Source organism: Burkholderia sp. 3C (assembly GCF_054589155.1).
Window position 1 is genome coordinate 248842 of the sequence record NZ_BAAILN010000093.1, and the last position, 18994, is coordinate 267835.

Here is an 18994-nt window from a genome sequence, read left to right on the forward strand (position 1 = left end):
TCCTCGCGTGGCTTGCTGTAAGCCTCTGTTGCGTCATGCCGCCCCGCTCATCCTGGTTCATTCGCCTGGTTCATTCGCCCGGCTCGTCGAGCCGTGGCAGCGTGATCGAGATCGCCGTGCCGGCGCCCACCGCACTCTCCACCGCGATGCTGCCACCGTGGCGGATCACGACCGTCTTGACGAATACCATGCCGAGCCCCGCACCCGTCACCTCGGGCCGCTCGCTCGCGTGAAAGCGCCGGAACCGCTCGAACAGATGCGGCTGATCCTCGGGCGCGATGCCGTAGCCCTGGTCGCGGATCGTGCAGGTCACGCGCGGCGGCGACCGCTCGGCGGTGAAGCGGCACGTGATCAGCGTATCGGCCGGGCTGTACTTGACCGCGTTGTTGAGCACGTTCACGAGCGCGCGCGTCATCAGCGAGCGGTCCGCGCCGATCCAGTAAGGCTCGGCGCCGACCTGCGCGTCGATGCGGATTCGCTTGGCCTGCGCCTGCGGCCACACCTCGTCGCTGGCGTCGATCAGCAGATCGGCGAAATTCGTCGCGTCGATCCGGTAGGTCTGCGATTCCGCGCGGGCCAGATGCACGAACTCGTCGGCCAGCGACAACGCGCGCCGCGCATGGCGCTCGATGCGGCCGAACAATTCGGCCTGCGCGGCCGGCGCATCGGCGCGCTGGCGCTCGAACTGCAACAGCGCGAGGATCGACGCCTGCGGCGAGCGCATGTCGTGCGACAGCAGATGCAGCGCTTCCTCGCGCTGCCGCTCGGCCGCGTGCAGCGTGCTGACGTCCACCAGCCCCGCGATCCAGCCGCTCGCGCGCCCCTCGGCATTGGTACACGGCGCGTAGCGTAGCAGATGGTCGAGGCCGTCGACATCACGCACCTCCAGGCCGCTTTCGAGCAGCGCCGGGGCCTGGCCGCGCGTCGGATCGAGCGCGTCGGGCCAGGCCGCGCGCAGCGCTGCGTCGTGCTCCGGATGCGCCACCGTCTTGACGAAGGCCAGCTCGCCGAGCGCGGCACGCAGCGGCCGCCCTTCCGGCGCGGCCACCCGCACCCGCGCGCAATAGCACTTGGCCGCGTGGTTGGCGATCAGCACGATGCCGGCCACGTCGGTCACGAAGATCGGCTCGGGCATGCTGTCGAGGCTGTCCCAGACGAACCGCTTCATGTCCTGCACGCGCTGCGCGGCCTGCGCCATCAGGTTCATCTGACGCTCCAGCACGTCGCCGCCGAAGCGGCCGCGCGCGGCCGGGTCGCGCGGCACCTCGGGCAGCAGATGCGGCTCAGCCGCAAGCCGTTCGAGCTCGCCGCGCAGGTAGCGCATCGTCATTTCGAGCCGCCGCCAGTTCCACACCGGATACACCACGATCAGGCCGAGGATCGCCGGCGCGGGCGTGAGCCAGAGCCGCGCGCCCGACAGCAGCGCGGCGCTGGCGGCCACGCAGGCCAGCGTCAGCGACACCGCCAGCAGCAGCGCGCGTCGCGGCGACAGCAGCAGGATGCCGGCCAGCAGCGCGGCCAGCGGCGGCAGCGAGGCGGCGAACAGCCAGCCGCGCGAGGCCGGCGAGATGGCGCGGCCGGTCAGCAGCATGTCGAGCACGGTGGCGTGCAGCTCGACGCCCGGCAGAGGGCCGAATTCACCCGAAATCGGCGTGGCGAAGCGGTCGTAGAGCCCCGAGGCCGTCACGCCGACCAGCACCAGCTTGCCGCGCAGCGCGGCGTCGGGCACCTTGCCGGCCAGCACGTCGGCCAGCGAATACGCCGGATAGCGCGGCGTCGCGCCACTGAACGGAATCAGATAGCGGCCCGCCTCGGGCAGCGGCGCATGGATCAGCGGCGAAGCCGGCGCCAGCCCGCGCGCCGCCGACAGCATCAGTTGCGGCCAGTCGCGCCGCCCGTCGCTTTCGGTCAGCGCCACGCTGCGCACGATGCCGTCCGGGTCCACCTCGAAGTTGATATGGCCGAGCCCCGCCGCGCGTTCGGCCAGCTCCGGCACCGGCGGCGTCACGTCGCGCGCGCCGGACGCGTTCTCGGCACTCAGCAGCACCGGCAGCCAGGTCGGCACGCGCGCGAGCGCCGCGGCCAACGGCGCATCGTCGGCCGACGGCTCGACGAACAGCACGTCGTACGCCACCGCGGCCGGCCTGGCGCGCGCGAGCGCGTCGAGCAGCCGCGCATGGACATCGCGCGCCCACGGCCAGCGGCCGAGCCGCTCGATGCTGGGGTTGTCGATCTCGATCACGGCGATGTCGGGATCGAGCGCCAGGCTGCGCGCGCCGAGCAGGCGGTCGTAGACAAGCCGATCCACGCCGGCCGTGGCCTGCCAGAACACGCCGGCGAACACGGCCGCCACGCCGAGGCAGCCGATCGCAAGCCATTCGATCAGGAAGCGCCGGCCGAGCGGACGCCGCCGGCGCGAGCCAGGCTCGGGCGCGAGGCCCGAGGGGGGCACGGACCCGGACTCGGGCAGCAAACCTTCGGCAAGCTTCATCGTCGCGCGTCAGCGGGCCAGCGTGAAGCTGTTGACGGTACCCGCCTTCTCGTAGAAACGACCGCCGTCGAACTGCTCGGCGCTCACGCTCCAGTAGTAGTCGCCGGGCGGCAGATGCGCGATCACCATGCGGGTGTCGGCCATCCCCGGCTGATCGACGATCGGGTTCGACAGATCCGCCGACGCCGACAGCACGAACCGGTAACGCGTGGTCACGCCCGCCGCCGCGCGGCCGGGCATCCAGCGGAATGCATAGCCGCCGCTGGCCGGCCCGGCCTCGGCATGCAGGTCGAAGCGCCGCCGCTCGAAACCGTAGGTGCGGACTTGCCCTTCCAGCCCGTTCGCGTCGATCGCCGCGATGCGCACGAAATAACTGCCGTCGGGCACGCCGTCGAAGCGCGCCTGCGGCGTCGCGACGCGCATTTCACGCAGCACGTCGAGAAACCCGGCGTCGCTCGCGATCTGCACGTGGTAAGCCTGCCCGCCCGCCGGCGGCACCAGATCGAAGCCGACCTGCACCTCGTCCTGCACGCGGCCCGGCTTGACGAGCGTGGGCGCGTCGAGCAGCGGCACCGGCGCGTCGACCTGCCCGTCGGCGGCCGCGATGCTGCCGAAATTGGCATGCACCAGCGTCGGATCGAGGCTGCGCGCCGGCCCGACGCCGACCGTGCCGGCCAGCACCTCGACGCGCGTGCGCGTATCGCCGAGCGCATCGTAGTTCACGCGAAAGCGCGTGCCGCGCACGCCGGCCACCACCGACGGCGAACGGATCTGGAACCGGTCGTCGGGCCGCTTCATGTGCGTGACGTCGCTGTCGACCGAGCCGCGTTTCAGGTCGATGGTGCGCGACAGCGTCTGGGTCAGCACCGTGCGATGGAGCGCGGTGAGGCCGATTTCACTGTCGGGCGGCAGGCTCAGATGCGTACCGTCGGTCAGCTCGAGCGTGACGAAGCCGTCCGCGCCGGTGCGCAGCCGGTCGCCTTCGCCGAGCGTCGCGTCGGCCGCGAGCGGGCCGAACGCCGTGGTGCGGCCGGCGCGCTCGACCGCGCCGTGCATCGCCACCGGACGCGCTGCGAGCAGCACCGTGCGCAGTCGCGCGGCCGGCAGCCGGATGGCGAGGCCGCGTTGCAGCCGCTTCGGCGCGGGCACGCCGTTCAGGCGCGCGACCTGCCGCCAGTCGTCGGCGCCTTGCAGATACTGCTGCGAGATCGCGTAGAGCGTGTCGCCGTCGTGCGTGACATACGGCACGGTGGCGCCCACTCCCCGCCCCGCCGCCGCTGTCGCCTGCGCGGCGGCTCCCGCCACGGCGAGCGAGCCGCACAAAACCACGCACCCCATCGCGATCGCGCGCAATCCGCCGCGTCGCGCGGCCGGCGCGCCCGTCATTCGGCGGCGTCCAGTGGCAGCCGTTCGAGCCGGTAGCCGTAGCCGTAGATCGGCGCGAGCCGGTAGCCGTTCTCGGGCCGCAGCGCGAGCTTGGTGCGCAGCATCGAGACGTGGGTATCCATGGTCCGCGACGGGATATCGGTGGCCTGCTTCCAGACCAGATCGAGAATGTGCGCGCGCGACAGCGGCTGATCGACGTGCTGGAACAGCAGCAGCGCCAGGTCGAATTCCTTCTGCGTCAGGCTGACCGGCTGATCGCCGACGAAGGCCTGCTTCAGGTTCGTGTCGAACCGATAGTTGTCGAACTCGCGCACGATCGATTCGGAACGGGCCGGATAGGCACGGCGCAGCAGCGACCCGATGCGCGCGCGCAGGATGCCGCCCGATACCGGCTTGACCACGTAATCGTCCGCGCCGGCGTTCAGGATCGCGGTGATGCCGGCCTCGTCGTCGCGGCTCGTCATGAAGATGATCGGCAGCCGGTGCTCGACCTGCTGCTCGCGCACCCACTTCAGCAGTTCCTCGCCCGACAGGTCCGGCACGTTCCAGTCCAGCACCAGCAGGTCGAAGGTTTCGCGCTGCAGGCGCTTCTTCAGCACCTTGCCCTCGCTGAAGGCATAGCAGGTATGGCCGACCGCGGTCAGCGTCTGGCTGACGAAATCGGTTTGCGCTTCGTCGTCATCCAATACAGCAATTCTCATAGCACCCCGCAGTGCGGCGGCGGCGGCTGCCGCCCCTCGCTTTTCCGGTCGAAACCGGCACGACTCGACACGATGCGACGCTGTGCCGCCATTGTGTCTGGATCGCTTCTTTTCTCAAAATCAGGACGTTCACCGAGACTGCGATCGCCACCTGGCGGCTCGCGGGCGTTTCGGGGCGTCCTTTCGATCGGTTCCGCCTGGCGCGCCTAGCCCAAAGGCGTGACCGTCTCGTCCTGTTCGCCGCGTGCATCACCGTCTGCGCGCCGCTCGGCCACGTCGCTGCCGCCGCCATCGTCATCGGCAGGCGCCGCGCGTTCGGCCAGCGCCGCGTGAAGCTGGCCGCGCACATGCTCCCAGGCGGTGCGCGCGTAATCGGGCTGCTCTGCCGCCCAGGCATGCGCCTGGTCGAACACGCGAATCACGGTGGGCGCGCAGCGCGTCACGGCCGGCGCCGGCTGGCCAAGCATCCCGCCGAGCCATTCGGCCAGCCACGGCATGTCGGCCGCGCAGGCGTCGGCGTAGGCTTCGAGCGCGGCGCGCGCATGGCGGTCGCGCGACGGGTCGAGCCCGATGCGCTGCATCGCGCCCACCCGATCGCGCGCCTTGAGCGGTGCGGCAAACGGAATCCGGACCGTTCCGGGCCTGAAGAACATGCTCTCTCCCTGGTGCAGCGTTTCCCGCCGCTCGTGTCAAGCGTTGCAGTGCAGTATAAGGAGCGCACGATCAAACATCGTTTAAACATTGTTAGATCGTTAATAATCGACACAACAATCTTTGCGATTCGATACCGCGCATTGCGGATCGCCGGCCGATTTTCTTGCAATCGCCGCATTTTCAATCGAAGGATTGGCCGCAATGGCTTGCTGGGCCTGAAATCTGACGCAAGCGCGCGGCGCGGGTTTCACACAAATTCACCGTGCGATAACCGCCCGGCAATCGGCCCGCGATTGCGATGCCGATGAAAATGGGTGCGACGTATTATCGCATTCGGTGACGGTTCAACACGATGCGCGGCGCGATCCTTAACTTCATTACGAAACTTGCGCGCCGTCCTGGCGGCGTGCGCGAACCGCCGCGCCATGAAAAATGCCGCCGGGGCCGAAGCCCGGGCGGCATGTTTCACGCGTGCGGTGCCGAATCAGCGGCGACGCATCAGGAACACGAACGTCTTGTCCTGGGAGGTCGATTCGACGATCTCGTTGCCCGTCTGCTTGGCGAACGCGGCGAAATCGCGCTGCGAACCGGGGTCGGTGGCGAGCACCTTGAGAATCTGGCCGCTTTCCATATCGGCAAGCGCCTTCTTGGCGCGCAGGATCGGCAGCGGGCAGTTCAACCCGCGCGCATCCACTTCCTTGTGAACTTCCATCGGCTTCGACCTTCGAGTGACGCGCCGGCAAGGCGCGGAGTGAAGGCGCGATTTTACCGCAGCGCGGGCAGGCCCGCCGGCCGCCATGCAGCCGCGCATGGCCGAGCCGCCCCGCCCCGCCCGGCGCGTTACGGCATTACAGCGTCACCGCGCGGCCGGTGTGCAGCGCCTCGCGCATCGCGTGGCCGATGCGCGTCGCCTCCAGCGCGTCGGCCAGCGTCGCGCCGCCCGAGTCGGCCCCGCTGCGCACGGCATCGACAAACGCCTGCGCCTCGATCAGAAAGGCTTGCTCGAAGCGGTCGAAGAACGTCGGCGTGCACGCGGCGCGCACCCCGCCCGCGTCGTAGATCTCGACGCGGTTCGCACGCGGAATGCGCCCGATCGTCATCGCGCCGGCCGTGCCGATCACTTCCGAGTGCGAATCGTTGCCGTGGGCCATGGTGCGCGAGGCGTAGAACATCGCCAGCGCGCCGCCTTCGAATTCGCAGATCGCCACGCCGTTGTCCACGTCGCCGCACGCGCGCAGGCCCTCGTGCAGCGCCACGGTGCCGGCCGCGAACACGCGCGTGGCGCGCGGGCGGCCGAGCAGCCAGCGCGCCACGTCGATGTCGTGCACCGAGCAATCGAGGAAGATGCCGCCCGAACTCGGCGCGAAACGCACGAAGAAACCGTCGGGATCGTTCTGGTCGGTGGTTTGCGAGCGCACCAGGAACGGCCGGCCGATCGCGCCCTGCGCCACGCGCTGGTAGGCATCGCGGTAGCTCGGATCGAAACGGCGCATGAAGCCGATCATGGCCTGCAGGTGCGGGCGCGCGTTCGCCTCGGCGATCACGCGCTCGCATTCGGCCAGATCGAGCGACAGCGGCTTCTCGCAGAACACGTGCTTGCCCGCGCGCAGCGCCGCCACGATCTGGTCGGCGTGCAGCGAGGACGGCGTGACGAGCCACAGCGCGTCCACCTCGGGGTCGTCGATCAGCCCCGCCACGTCCTCGTATACGCGCGACACGCCCAGCGTGTCGGCGGCCCACGCGCATTCCTCGGCCACCGGGCTGCACGCCGCCACGAGCCGCGCGCCGTTCACGCGGCGCGCGAGGTTTTCCGCATGGCGGCGGCCGAGCCGGCCGAGCCCCGCGATGCCGATCCGCACCGGCGCGGCTTGCGTCTGGGAAGTCATCGCGGCGCCCCTTATGCGACGGCTTCGGACAGCCGCACCGCGCGGCCCTCGCGCCACGAACGGGTAGCCGCCTCGGCCAGCTCCAGCGCCTTCACGCCGTCGCAGATGGTGGTGCGCACCGGTTCGCCGCGCGTCACGGCCGCGAAGAAATGCGCGATCTCGCGCGCATAGGCCACGCGGTAGCGTTCGAGGAAGAACGCCTCGGGCAAGTCGTTCGACACCGCTTGCGCCGTGTAGGCGGTCACCTCGGTGGGCCGCACGTTGCCGGCCTGCAGCATGCCGCCGCTGCCGAGCAGCTCGAAGCGCTGGTCGTAGCCGTAGGCGGCGCGCCGCGAGGTGTTGATCTGGCAGAGCCGGCCGCGCCGCGTGCGGATCGTCACGGCGGTCGCGTCGACGTCGCCCGCCTCGCCGATCGCCGGATCGGTCAGCACGCTGCCGGTGGCGTGCAGCGTGTCGGCCTCGTCGTCGAGAATCCAGCGGAAGATGTCGAAATCGTGGATCAGCATGTCCTTGAAGATGCCGCCCGAGCGCTGGATATAGCCGACCGGCGGCGCGCCCGGATCGCGGCTCGTGACGATCAGCATCTCGGGCGTGCCCACCTCGCCCGCCTCGATGCGCGCCTTGACGGCCTCGAAGGTCGGATCGAAGCGGCGCTGGAAACCGATCATGCAGACCACGCCGGCCTGCGTCACGGCCGCCTCGCAGGCCCGCGCACGGGCCAGCGCGAGATCGACCGGCTTCTCGCAGAACACGTGCTTGCCGGCCTGCGCCGACGCGACGATCAGGTCCGCATGGGTATCCGTGCTCGAACAGATCACCGTGGCGCCGATCGCGGCGTCGCCGAGCGCGCCGTCGGCATCGGCCGCGCGCGCGCCGTGTTCGGCGGCGAGCGCCGCGGCGGCGGCCGGATCGACATCGATCACGTACTTGAGGCGCACGCCCGGCTGGCGCGCGAGATTGGCCGCGTGAATGCGGCCGATACGCCCGGCGCCGAACACGGCGACGTCGATCGTCGGAACTGCTTCAGTCATCGTATCCTCCAGTGTCCTTCACTTCTTCCACGTTCAATTCGAGCCGGTACGCGAGCGCGATGAACAGCGCCTGGCACAGGCAGAGGGTGCTCGTCAGCGAACGGAACGCGAACGCGCTCCCCTCCTTGACGAGCAGATGCGCGCTCGCCTCGCGAACCAGCGGCGAGAGCCGGCTGTCCGTGATGACGAGCGTGCTCGCATGGTTGTGGCGCGCGGCGCGCAGGCAGTACTGGGTTTCCTTGCCGTACGGCGCGAAGCTGATCGCGATCACCACGTCGCCCTTGCGCACGCTGCGGATCTGCTCGCGGTACATGCCGCCGATGCCCGACACCAGATGCACGCGCTTGGCCGTGTGCTGCAGCGCATACACGATGTAGCTCGCCACCGGAAACGAGCGGCGCACGCCGATCACGTAGATGTTGTCGGCCTTCTCCAGCATCGAGACCGCCGCGTCGAACTGCGCGTCGTCGAGGCCCGCCGCCAGCTCGTCGAGCCCCGCGCGCGCGGCGTCGATGAACTGCCGCGCGACGGCCGGCTCCGACAGCGCGCCAGCCTCGTCGTCGATCAGCGTGCGGATGCGCTGCTGATAGCTCTGCACGCTCGGGTTGCGCTCGGTATAGGCCTCGCGGAACACCGCCTGCAAATCGGAAAACCCGGAAAAACCGAAACGCTGCGCGAAGCGCACCACCGCCGACGGATGCACGCCGCAGCGCTCGGCGATGTCGCTGGTGCGATCCATCATCACGCTCGAACGGTGCTCGTCGATATACGAGGCGATGCGCTTGAGCTGGCGCGGCAGCGTGTCGTAGGTGTCGGTGATGCGCTGCAGCAGCGCGTCGACCGTGGTGTCGGGTTGCGTGGTGTCGTCCATGAATGTGCGGCGGCGCGGCGCGCCAAACCGGTGCTGATGTCGTGGGCCGAGTATAGGCAGCGCCCTCTCAAAATGGAACACATTTTCCATTTCAAGTTGAAATAAAATTTTCTTTGCAATCGCCCGGCGCTTGACCTAATCTTGCTCGTGAACGGCAACGTTCGACCCATAACAGAACCGACACAGGTGGAGACATGAGACTTTGCAATGGCAAGGCCGGCTTTCGCTCGTCCGGCGTCACGGCGAGCCTGAGAACGCTTGCGGCAGCGCTGGCCGTCGCGGCCGGCCTGGGCACCGCCGCGCTGCCCGCGCAGGCAGCCGATGCCCGATTCGTCCTGATCAGTCATGCGCCCGATTCCGATTCCTGGTGGAACACCATCAAGAACGCGATCAAGCAGGCCGACGCGGATTTCAACGTCACGACCGATTACCGCAATCCCCCGAACGGCGACATCGCCGACATGTCGCGCCTGATCGAACAGGCCGCCGCGCGCGACTACGACGGCGTGATCACCACCATCGCCGATTTCGACGTGCTCAAGAGTTCGATCGGCAAGGTCACCGCCAAGAAGATCCCGCTCGTCACCATCAACTCGGGCACCGAGGAACAGAGCACCCAGCTCGGCGCGATCATGCACGTGGGCCAGCCCGAATACGTGGCGGGCCAGGCGGCCGGCGAAAAAGCCAAGGCAGCGGGCGTCAAGTCGTTCCTGTGCGTGAACCACCTGGCCACCAACCCGGTGTCGTTCGAGCGCTGCCGTGGCTTCGCCGATGCGATCGGCGCGGACATGAAGGCCTCCACGATCGACGCCGGCACCGATCCGACCGAAATTCAATCGAAGGTCAGCGCCTACCTGCGCAACCATCCGAAGACCCAGGCCGTGCTGACGCTCGGCCCGGTGCCGGCCGCCGCCACGCTCAAGGCGCTGCAACAAATGGGGCTGTCGGGCAAGGTCTACTTCGCGACGTTCGACTTCTCCGACGACATCGCCCGCGCGATCCGCGCCGGCACGATCCAGTTCGCGATCGATCAGCAGCCGTATTTGCAGGGCTACATCCCGGTGGCCGTGCTCGCGATCGTGAAGAAGGACAAGACCACCGACCCGGTGAAGATCCGCCAGATCCTCGAAGCCAATCCGAAATTCCAGGCGCGCCTCGCGACCTACGGGCTGCAACCGTCCTACGGCCCGAAGAACATCCGCTCCGGCCCCGGCTTCATCACCAAGGACAACCTGGACAAGGTCGTGAAGTACGCGGGCCAGTACCGCTGAGGCACGGCAGGACAACGTTGACCGCGCGGCGTGCTGCCGCGCTTTCGTGCCGGCGCGTCGGGCTTGCGTTTGCCCGCTTTCCCGCGCGCCGCGGCATCAAGGAGACATCATGGGTGTAGCCGGCAAGCATCTGACAGCGCAGTCCCAGGAAACCCCGCAGCCCGGCGCGCGCGCCGACGAGCGGCTGCGCGGCGAGGCCTGGTTCTCGCGCTTTCTCAATCGTCCCGAATTCGCCGCGATTTCCGGCGCCGTGCTGGTGTTCGCGATCTTCGCGATCGGCGCGGGCGGCTCGGGCATGTTCAACCTCGACGGGATCATGAACTGGTCCCAGGTGGCGGCCTATCTCGGCATCCTCTCGGTGGGCGCCTGCCTGCTGATGGTGGCCGGCGAGTTCGACCTGTCGATCGGCTCGATGATCGGCTTCGCCGGCATGATGGTCGCGATCCCCACCGCCTATTTCCACTGGCCGATCTGGGCCGCCGTGATCTTCGCGTTCGCCGGCTCGATGGCGCTCGGCGCGCTGAACGGCTATCTGGTGATGCGCACCCGGCTGCCGTCGTTCATCGTCACGCTGGCGTTCATGTTCATCCTGCGCGGCCTGACGCTGGCGCTGTCGGTGATGTTCGCGGATCGCACCATCATCTCGGGCCTCGGCGATTACGCCCACGCCGATCCGCTCACCCATGCGCTGTTCCAGGGCGTGGCGTTCCACGGCCTGTTCCGCTGGCTCGCGCACCTGGGCATCGGCGGCCTGCTCGACAACGGCGACCCGCTGGTGCCGGGCGTGCCGAAGGTGATCCTGTGGTGGCTGGCGGTCACGGCGATCGGCGCGTTCGTGCTGGCCAAGACGCGCTGGGGCAACTGGATCCTGGCGGTGGGCGGCGACGCCAACGCGGCCAAGAACGTGGGCGTGCCGGTGCGCCGCGTGAAGATCCTGCTGTTCGTGCTGACCGCGTTCTGCGCCTGCCTGTTCGCCGTGCTGCAGGTGGCCGACATCGGCTCGGCGGCAGCCGACCGCGGCCTGCAGAAGGAGTTCGAGGCGATCATCGCCGCGGTGATCGGCGGCACGCTGCTCACGGGCGGCTACGGCTCGGTGGTGGGCGCCGCGTTCGGCGCGCTGATCTTCGGCGTGGTGCAGATCGGCATCACCTACACCAACATCAGCTCGGACTGGTTCCGCGTGTTCCTCGGCGTGATGCTGCTGATCGCCGTGCTGTTCAACCACTATGTGCGCCGCCGCGTGGCGCAAGCGTAACGGAGCCGACTCATGTCCCAGCCTTCCGGTGCGCCTGCGCACGACACGATTCTCGAACTCGACGGCGTCAGCAAGTTCTTCGGCAAGGTGATCGCCCTGTCGGACATCAACCTGAAACTGCGGCGCGGCGAGGTGCATTGCCTGCTCGGCGACAACGGCGCCGGCAAATCCACGCTGATCAAGACGCTGGCCGGCGTGCACGCGCCGTCCGAGGGCCGCTACCTGGTGGACGGCCAGCCGGTGCGCTTCGAATCGCCCAAGGACGCGCTCGACCTCGGCATCGCCACCGTCTATCAGGATCTGGCGCTGGTGCCGCTGCTGTCGGTGGCGCGCAATTTCTTCATGGGCCGCGAGCCCACCCGCAAGCTGTTCGGCCTGATCGACGTGATGGATCTCGACCTGGCCGCCGAGGTGGCGCGCGGCAAGCTGGCCGAGATGGGCATTCACGTGCGCGACGCGCATCAGCCGATCGGCACCATGTCGGGCGGCGAGCGCCAGTGCCTCGCGATCGCGCGCGCCATCCATTTCGGCGCGCGCGTGCTGATCCTCGACGAGCCCACCGCCGCGCTCGGCGTCAAGCAGAGCTTCAACGTGCTCAAGCTGATCCACACCGCGCGCGCCAAGGGCATCTCGGTGATCTTCATCACCCACAACGTCCACCACGCCTACCCGATCGGCGATTCGTTCACGCTGCTCAACCGCGGGCGCTCGCTCGGCACCTTCACCAAGGACACCATCAGCAAGGACGAGGTGCTCGACATGATGGCCGGCGGCGCGGAAATGCAGAAGATGGTCGCCGAACTCGACGGCGCCGTGATCTAACCAGGAACCGACATGGCTCACTCCCCCCTTTCCTTCGCGCAGAACCGGGCGCTCGATGTGATCTGCATCGGCCGCGTCGCCGTGGACCTGTACGCGGAGCAGATCGGCGCCCGCCTGGAAGACGCGACGAGCTTCGCGAAATACCTGGGCGGCTCGTCCGGCAACATCGCGTTCGGCACCGCGCGGCTCGGTTTGAAATCGGCGATGCTGGCGCGCGTGGGCAACGACCACATGGGCCGCTTCGTGCGCGACACGCTCGAGCGCGAAGGCTGCGACACGCGCCAGTTGATTACCGACGAGGCACGCCTGACCGCGCTGGTGCTGCTCGGCATCAAGGATCGCGACAGCTTCCCGCTGGTGTTCTACCGCGAGAACTGCGCCGACATGGCGATCGACGAGGACGACATCGATGAAGCTTTCATCGCCTCCTCGAAGGCGCTGCTGATCACCGGCACGCACTTCTCCACCGACAAGGTCAACCGCGCGAGCCGCCGCGCGCTCGATTACGCGCGCCGCCATCAGGTGCGCACCGTGCTCGACATCGATTACCGGCCGGTGCTGTGGGGGCTGACCGGCAAGGCCGACGGCGAAACCCGCTTCATCGCCAACGAGGGCGTGACCGCGCATTTGCAGCGCATTCTGCCGCTGTTCGATCTGGTGATCGGCACCGAGGAAGAGTTCCGCATCGCGGGCGGCAAGGATGCGCTGCTCGATGCCTTGGAGATGGTGCGCCGCGTGACCAGCGCCACGCTGGTGGTCAAGCGCGGGCCGCTCGGCTGCTCGATCGTCGAGGCCGCCGTGCCGAAGACGCTCGACGCGCTGACGCTGATCGGCGGCGTCGAAGTGGAGGTGCTCAACGTGCTGGGCGCCGGCGACGCGTTCGCCTCGGGCCTGCTGTCGCAATGGCTGCGCGGCGCACCGCTCGAAGCGGCGGCCCGCACCGCGAACGCCTGCGGCGCGCTGGTGGTGTCGCGCCACGGCTGCTCGCCCGCGATGCCCACTCCAGCCGAGCTGACGCACTTCCTGAGCGAGGCCGCGCGCGATCCGCAACGCATGCGCCGCCCCGATCTCGATCCGGCGCTCGCGCGCCTGCATCGCGTCAGCCCGCCGCGCCGCCAATGGGATCAGGTGCTCGGCTTTGCGTTCGACCATCGCAACCAGTTCTTCGAGCTGGCGCAGCAGACGGGCGCGCCGCTCACGCGGATCGCCGAGCTGAAGCGGCTGTTCGTCGAGGCCGTCGCGCAGACCGAAACCGAACTCGGCCTGCAAGGCCAGATCGGCGTGCTGATCGACGACCGCTACGGCCAGGACGCGCTCAACGACGCGACCGGACGCGGCTGGTGGGTCGGCCGCCCGGTCGAGCTGCCCGGCTCGCTGCCGCTCGAATTCGATCATGGCCGCTCGGTCGGCACCACGCTCGAAACCTGGCCGGCCGAACAGATCGCCAAGTGCCTGGTGCGCTATCACCCCGACGACGCGCTGGCGGTTCGGCTCGAACAGGAAACGCAGTTGCGCGCGCTGTACGACGCCGTGCAGGCCAGCGGCCACGCGCTGCTGCTCGAAGTGATTCCGCCGCGCCGCGCCGATCTGCCCGACGGCCCCGACGTGGTCTATCGCGCGCTCAAAAGGCTCTACAACCTCGGCATCCATCCCGAGTGGTGGAAGCTCGAACCGCTCGACGCGGCGCAATGGCGCGAAGTCGACCGCCTGATCGCCGAGCGCGATCCGTATTGCCTCGGCGTGGTGCTGCTCGGCCTGTCCGCGCCGGTCGAGCAACTGGTGGGCGGCTTCGCGGCCGCTGCCGCGTCGAACACCTGCCGGGGCTTCACGGTCGGCCGCACGATCTTCTGGGAGCCGAGCCGGGCCTGGCTGGCCGGCGAGATCGACGACGCGGGCGTGATCGCGCGGGTGCGCGCCATCTTCGAGACGCTGATCGGCGCCTGGCGCGATGCGCGTGCCGGCGAGGTCGCGGCCCGCCGCGTCGCCTAGGAGGGATGACGATGAACCGTAGAGCGATCGAATCCGATCCGGCGCAGGCCGGCAGCGTGGCTGCCGGCGCCGAGGGCGCGACCGTGCGCCTGACCGTCGCGCAGGCGCTGGTCCGCTATCTCGCCGCGCAGCAGGTGCCGGCCGAGGACGGCAGCGGCCGCACCGAGCCGCTGTTCGGCGGCGTGTTCGCGATCTTCGGCCACGGCAACGTGGCCGGGCTCGGCGAGGCGCTGTACCAGGCGCGCGACGTGTTGCCGACCTACCGCGCCCACAACGAGCAGGCGATGGCCCACAGCGCCATCGCCTACGCGAAGGCGCATTTCCGGCGTCGCATGATGGCCGTCACCAGCTCGATCGGCCCCGGCGCGACCAACCTCGTGACGGCCGCCGCGCTGGCCCATGTGAACCGGCTGCCGGTGCTGCTGCTGCCCGGCGACGTGTTCGTCTCGCGTGCGCCCGACCCGGTGCTGCAGCAGGTGGAGGATTTCCACGACGGCGGGCTGTCGGCCAACGACGCGCTGAAGCCGGTGTCGCGCTATTTCGACCGGATCGTCCATCCGGCGCAGTTGCTGAACGCGCTGCCGCGTGCGCTGCGCGTGCTGACCGACGCCGCGCTGTGCGGCCCCGTCACGCTCGCGCTGCCGCAGGACGTGCAGGCCATGGCCTACGACTATCCGGTGTCGTTCTTCGCGCCGCGCGTGGTGCGCTTTCATGCGCCCGCGCCCATCGATGCCGAGCTGGACGCCGCGCTCGACACGCTGCGCACGGCGCGCCGGCCGCTGCTGGTGGCCGGCGGCGGCGCGCTCTACAGCGCGGGCGGCGCCGCCGCGCTGCGCGCGTTCGCCGAACGGCACGGCATCCCGGTGGCCGAAACCCAGGCCGGCAAGAGCTGCCTGCCGTGGGATCACCCGCTCAACGCCGGCGCGCTCGGCGTGACGGGCGCCCCGGGGGCCAACGCGCTGGCCGCAGAGGCCGATTGCGTGATCGCGGTCGGCACCCGGCTGCAGGATTTCACAACCGGCTCGAACACGCTGTTCGCGCAGGCCGCCGTGCTCGGCATCAACGCCAACCCGTTCGACGCGCTCAAGCATCGCGCCACGGCCGTCGAGGCCGATGCGCGGCTCGCGCTCGACGCGCTCACAGCGCGCCTCGACGGCTGGCGCGCCGAACCGGGCTGGACCGAGCGCGCGCACGGGCTGGCCGCGGCCTGGCGCGACATCGTGCAGACGCTGACCCACGCGCCGCCGCAGCCGGGCCAACTGCCCTACGACGCCGACGTGATCGGCGCCGTGCAACGCTCGGTGGCCGCCTCGGCCGCCAACGACATCGCCGTCTGCGCGGCCGGCACGCTGCCGGCCGAACTGCACAAGCTGTGGCGCGCCGCCGTGCCGGGCGGCTATCACGTCGAATACGGCTATTCGTGCATGGGCTACGAGATCGCGGGCGGCCTCGGCGTCAAGCTCGCGCGGCCCGAGCGCGAGGTGATCGTGTTCGTCGGCGACGGCAGCTATCTGATGATGAACAGCGAGATCGCCACCTCGGTGATGCTCGGCGCGCGGCTGATCGTGGTGGTGCTCGACAACCGCGGCTACGGCTGCATCAACCGCTTGCAGCAAGCCTGCGGCGGCGCGCCGTTCAACAACATGATCGAGGACTGCGTGCAAGGGCCGGCCGGCGCGCCGCAGATCGATTTCGCCGCCCATGCGCGCGCGCTCGGTGCGCACGGCGAGCATGTCGACAGCCTCGACGCGCTCGACGCCGCGCTCGCGCGCGCCCGCACCGCCGACCGCAGCACCGTGATCTGCATCGACACCGACGCCACGCGCACCACGGCCGACGGCGGCTGGTGGTGGGAAGTCGCGGTGCCCGAGGTGTCGCCGCGCGCCGCCGTGCGCGAGGCGCGCGCCCGTTACGAACAGCAGGTGGCCGCACGCGCCGGCACGTCTCACGAACCTTCTTCCCCGGAATCATCGACATGAGCGATTACGACATTCGAATCGGCGTCAACCCGCTGTCGTGGATGAACGACGACCTGCCCTCGCTCGGCGGCGAGACGCCGCTCGCGGTGGCGCTCACCGAAGGCAAGCAGATCGGCTATGCCGGCTTCGAGCTCGGCAACAAGTTTCCGCGCGAGCCGAAGGCGCTTCAGGATCTGCTCGGCGGCTACGACCTGGCGCTCGTCTCGGGCTGGTATTCGGGCCGGCTCGCCGAGCGCGGCGTGCAGGAGGAAATCGACGCGGTGGGGCCGCATCTCGAACTGCTGGCCAGCAACGGCGCGACCGTGATGGTGTACGGCGAGGTGGCCGCCTCGATCCAGGGCTCGCCCGACGTGCCGCTCTACCAGCGCCCGCGCTTCGTGACCGACGCGCAATGGGAGCAGTACGCGCAGCGGCTCGACGCGTTCGCCCGCTACACGCTGAGCCAGGGCGTGCGCACCGCCTATCACCACCACATGGGCGCCTACATCGAGGCGCCGGCCGACATCGACCGGCTGATGGCGCTGACCGGCGACGCGCTCGGGCTGCTGTTCGACACCGGCCACGTGACGTTCGGCGGCGGCGATCCGCTCGCCGTGCTGGAGCGGCATATCGGCCGCGTCTGCCATGTGCACTGCAAGGACGTGCGCGCCGAGGTGATCCGGCTGGCCGGCAACCGCAACTGGAGCTTTCTCGAATCGGTCATCAACGGCGCGTTCACCGTGCCGGGCGACGGCAGCGTCGATTTCCCGGCCGTCATCGACCGGCTCAAGCGCCACGGTTACCGGGGCTGGCTGGTGGTCGAGGCCGAGCAGGACCCGGTGATCGCGCCGAGCTACGCCTATGCGGAGCTGGGTTACCGGACGCTGCGCGCGCTGGTCGATGCGCCGCTCGCGTCACAACGCAAGGAGGCCGCGTGATGAACGCCAACATGAACACCCCCACCAAACCGCAGGACCTGCTCGTCAAGGGCACGGCCGCCGGCCCGTCGATCGCGACGGTCACGCCCGAATCGGCCCACTGGCGGCACGTGGGCTTTTCGGCTCATCGGTTGAAAGCCGGCGCATCGCTGGCGCTGCACGAGCCGCAGCGCGAAACCTGCATCGTCGTGCTGGCCGGCCGGGTCGATATCGCCAGCGACGACGGCACGCGCTGGGACGCGCTCGGCTCGCGCGACAGCGTGTTCGAGGACAGCCCGCCCGCCGCGCTGTACCTGCCGCCCGGCGTGAGCGTGACGATCACGGCCACGCGCGACACGGAGCTGGGCGTGGCGAGCGCACCGGGCACCGGCCGCTATCCGCCGCGCCGCATCGAGCCGGGCGAGATGACACGCTCGGTGCGCGGCACCGGCGCGAACACGCGCTACGTGTGCGACATCCTTCCGCAGACGGAGCCCGCCGAATCGCTGCTGGTGGTCGAGGTGCGCACGCCGTCGGGCCACTCGTCGAGCTACCCGCCGCACAAGCACGACACCGACAACGTGCCGGTCGAGAGCTTCCTGGAAGAGACCTACTACCATCGCGTGAATCCGCCGCAGGGCTTCGTGTTCCAGCGCGTCTATACCGATGCGCGCGACATCGACCAGTCGATGGCCGTGTCCGATCACGACGTGGTGATGGTGCCGCGCGGCTATCACCCGGTGGTGGTGCCGTACGGTTACGACTCCTACTACCTCAACGTGATGGCCGGGCCGACGCGCGTCTGGCATTTCAAGAACGATCCCGAGCACGACTGGATCGCGAAACGCGATGCGGCCGCGCAGGCGGCCAAGGCGGGGTGAGATGGGTCGCTGGCCTGATGGCCGGTGGCTGGCCGTGCGTGGTCGGCCAGCGCATCGGTGTAGACACCGGGCACGAGGAAGCTCGCGTGTGCGGAATCGAGTCCGTCGAGCCGACTGAAGGCGCCGTCTCGGTGTCGGCCCGGCCACCGGCATGAACCGCGACATTGGCGCAGGCATCGAGCATGAGGAAGCTCACGTGTGCGAAATCGAGCACGCCAAGCCGGCTGGAAAATCCACCTCGGTCGGCGTCGAGCTAGCTACCGGCAGAATCGCGACTACAACCGTTAGTTGATGCCCGTCGACCGCACCACGGCCGACGCCTGCCCGCGGCTTCAGGCGGCCAGCGGCGCGAGCGCGGCGCGCAATGCGTCGGGCAGCGGCACCGGGCGGCGGCTGTCGCGGCCCACGTAGACATGCACGAAATGCCCCTGCGCGGCCGCCGACGCCTCGCCTTCGGCGAACAGGCCGATCTCGTAGCGCACGCTGGAGGTGCCGAGCTTTGCCACGCGCAGGCCCGCGTCGATCTTCTGCGGGAACACCAGCGGCGCGAAATAGTTGCACTGCGTCTCGACCACCAGGCCGATCGTTTCGCCGCGCTCCGCGTCGAGCACGCCGGCGCGGATCAGGTATTCGTTCACGACGGTATCGAAGTAGCTGTAATAGACGACGTTGTTGACGTGGCCATAGACGTCGTTGTCCATCCAGCGCGTGGTGATCGACAGGAAGTGAGGGTAGGCGCTGCGCGGCAGCAGTTCGGGCTTGGCGGACATGGGCGGCAGAGTCGAGGTCGGAGGGAAGGAAGCGGGATCGGCACGCGGCGCCGCGGCGACGCGCCCGGCTTTACAGCGCGGCGCGTTCGCGCGACGATGCGGCGCACGGCG

16 protein-coding genes are annotated in these 18994 nt (G+C 69.4%); 7 read left to right on the top strand and 9 right to left on the bottom strand.

Translation table 11 applies throughout. The features are described from left to right. Positions 1-70: 70 nt before the first annotated feature. The 8 genes from ACYP33_RS19560 to ACYP33_RS19595 all read right to left on the bottom strand — a co-directional run bounded on the left by ACYP33_RS19560 (position 71) and on the right by ACYP33_RS19595 (position 9020). The gene (locus ACYP33_RS19560) at positions 71-2491 is read right to left on the bottom strand and encodes a CHASE2 domain-containing protein (RefSeq protein ID WP_459623427.1); all 2421 of its coding nucleotides are present in this window, start codon (positions 2489-2491) and stop codon (positions 71-73) included. Between the two features lie 9 nt (positions 2492-2500). Next, positions 2501-3877, bottom strand: coding sequence for a FecR family protein (locus ACYP33_RS19565; protein WP_459623429.1), 1377 nt, complete (start codon positions 3875-3877; stop codon positions 2501-2503). Further along, positions 3874-4578 carry a response regulator transcription factor gene (locus tag ACYP33_RS19570; protein WP_414449601.1) on the bottom strand — a complete coding sequence of 235 codons (705 nt, stop codon included), beginning with the start codon at positions 4576-4578 and terminating at the stop codon, positions 3874-3876. The genes ACYP33_RS19565 and ACYP33_RS19570 overlap by 4 nt, the downstream gene beginning before the upstream one ends. Positions 4579-4784: 206 nt before the next feature. Further along, positions 4785-5231, bottom strand: coding sequence for a hypothetical protein (locus ACYP33_RS19575; protein WP_459623431.1), 447 nt, complete (start codon positions 5229-5231; stop codon positions 4785-4787). A gap of 485 nt (positions 5232-5716) precedes the next feature. Further along, positions 5717-5944 carry a sulfurtransferase TusA family protein gene (locus tag ACYP33_RS19580; RefSeq protein WP_414444902.1) on the bottom strand — a complete coding sequence of 76 codons (228 nt, stop codon included), beginning with the start codon at positions 5942-5944 and terminating at the stop codon, positions 5717-5719. Positions 5945-6080: 136 nt separating this feature from the next. After that, complete coding sequence (locus ACYP33_RS19585; protein WP_459623433.1) at positions 6081-7118, bottom strand: Gfo/Idh/MocA family oxidoreductase; 1038 nt, start codon at positions 7116-7118, stop codon at positions 6081-6083. Between the two features lie 11 nt (positions 7119-7129). Further along, a complete protein-coding gene (iolG, locus tag ACYP33_RS19590; protein ID WP_459623435.1) occupies positions 7130-8149 on the bottom strand; it encodes an inositol 2-dehydrogenase in 1020 nt (339 codons plus the stop codon). After that, positions 8142-9020 (bottom strand): MurR/RpiR family transcriptional regulator, encoded by an 879-nt coding sequence (locus tag ACYP33_RS19595; protein WP_414444899.1) that lies wholly within the window; start codon positions 9018-9020, stop codon positions 8142-8144. Before ACYP33_RS19595 ends, iolG begins: the two co-directional genes overlap by 8 nt. Positions 9021-9214: 194 nt before the next feature. Between ACYP33_RS19595 and ACYP33_RS19600 the strand changes: the two genes are divergently transcribed. From ACYP33_RS19600 to iolB, 7 genes are all read left to right on the top strand, one after another. Continuing rightward, positions 9215-10291 (top strand): sugar ABC transporter substrate-binding protein, encoded by a 1077-nt coding sequence (locus ACYP33_RS19600; protein ID WP_459623437.1) that lies wholly within the window; start codon positions 9215-9217, stop codon positions 10289-10291. A gap of 109 nt (positions 10292-10400) precedes the next feature. After that, the gene (locus ACYP33_RS19605; protein ID WP_459623439.1) at positions 10401-11546 is read left to right on the top strand and encodes an ABC transporter permease; all 1146 of its coding nucleotides are present in this window, start codon (positions 10401-10403) and stop codon (positions 11544-11546) included. A 12-nt stretch (positions 11547-11558) separates the two neighbouring features. Then, positions 11559-12368: an ATP-binding cassette domain-containing protein gene (locus tag ACYP33_RS19610; RefSeq protein WP_459623441.1), complete on the top strand. Its 810-nt coding sequence runs from the start codon at positions 11559-11561 to the stop codon at positions 12366-12368. Positions 12369-12380: 12 nt separating this feature from the next. Beyond that, positions 12381-14357, top strand: a complete 1977-nt coding sequence (locus ACYP33_RS19615) for a bifunctional 5-dehydro-2-deoxygluconokinase/5-dehydro-2-deoxyphosphogluconate aldolase (protein WP_414449608.1) — start codon at positions 12381-12383, stop codon at positions 14355-14357. An 11-nt stretch (positions 14358-14368) separates the two neighbouring features. Beyond that, a complete protein-coding gene (gene iolD / locus ACYP33_RS19620) occupies positions 14369-16336 on the top strand; it encodes a 3D-(3,5/4)-trihydroxycyclohexane-1,2-dione acylhydrolase (decyclizing) (RefSeq protein ID WP_459623443.1) in 1968 nt (655 codons plus the stop codon). Continuing rightward, positions 16333-17253 carry a myo-inosose-2 dehydratase gene (gene iolE, locus ACYP33_RS19625; protein WP_459623445.1) on the top strand — a complete coding sequence of 307 codons (921 nt, stop codon included), beginning with the start codon at positions 16333-16335 and terminating at the stop codon, positions 17251-17253. The genes iolD and iolE overlap by 4 nt, the downstream gene beginning before the upstream one ends. After that, entirely contained in the window at positions 17253-18113 is an 861-nt protein-coding gene (gene iolB, locus ACYP33_RS19630; RefSeq protein WP_459623447.1) for a 5-deoxy-glucuronate isomerase, read from the top strand. Before iolE ends, iolB begins: the two co-directional genes overlap by 1 nt. Positions 18114-18445: 332 nt before the next feature. Here iolB and ACYP33_RS19635 read toward each other — a convergent pair whose 3' ends face one another. Next, entirely contained in the window at positions 18446-18883 is a 438-nt protein-coding gene (locus ACYP33_RS19635) for an acyl-CoA thioesterase (protein WP_414449611.1), read from the bottom strand. Between the last annotated feature and the right edge of the window lie 111 nt (positions 18884-18994).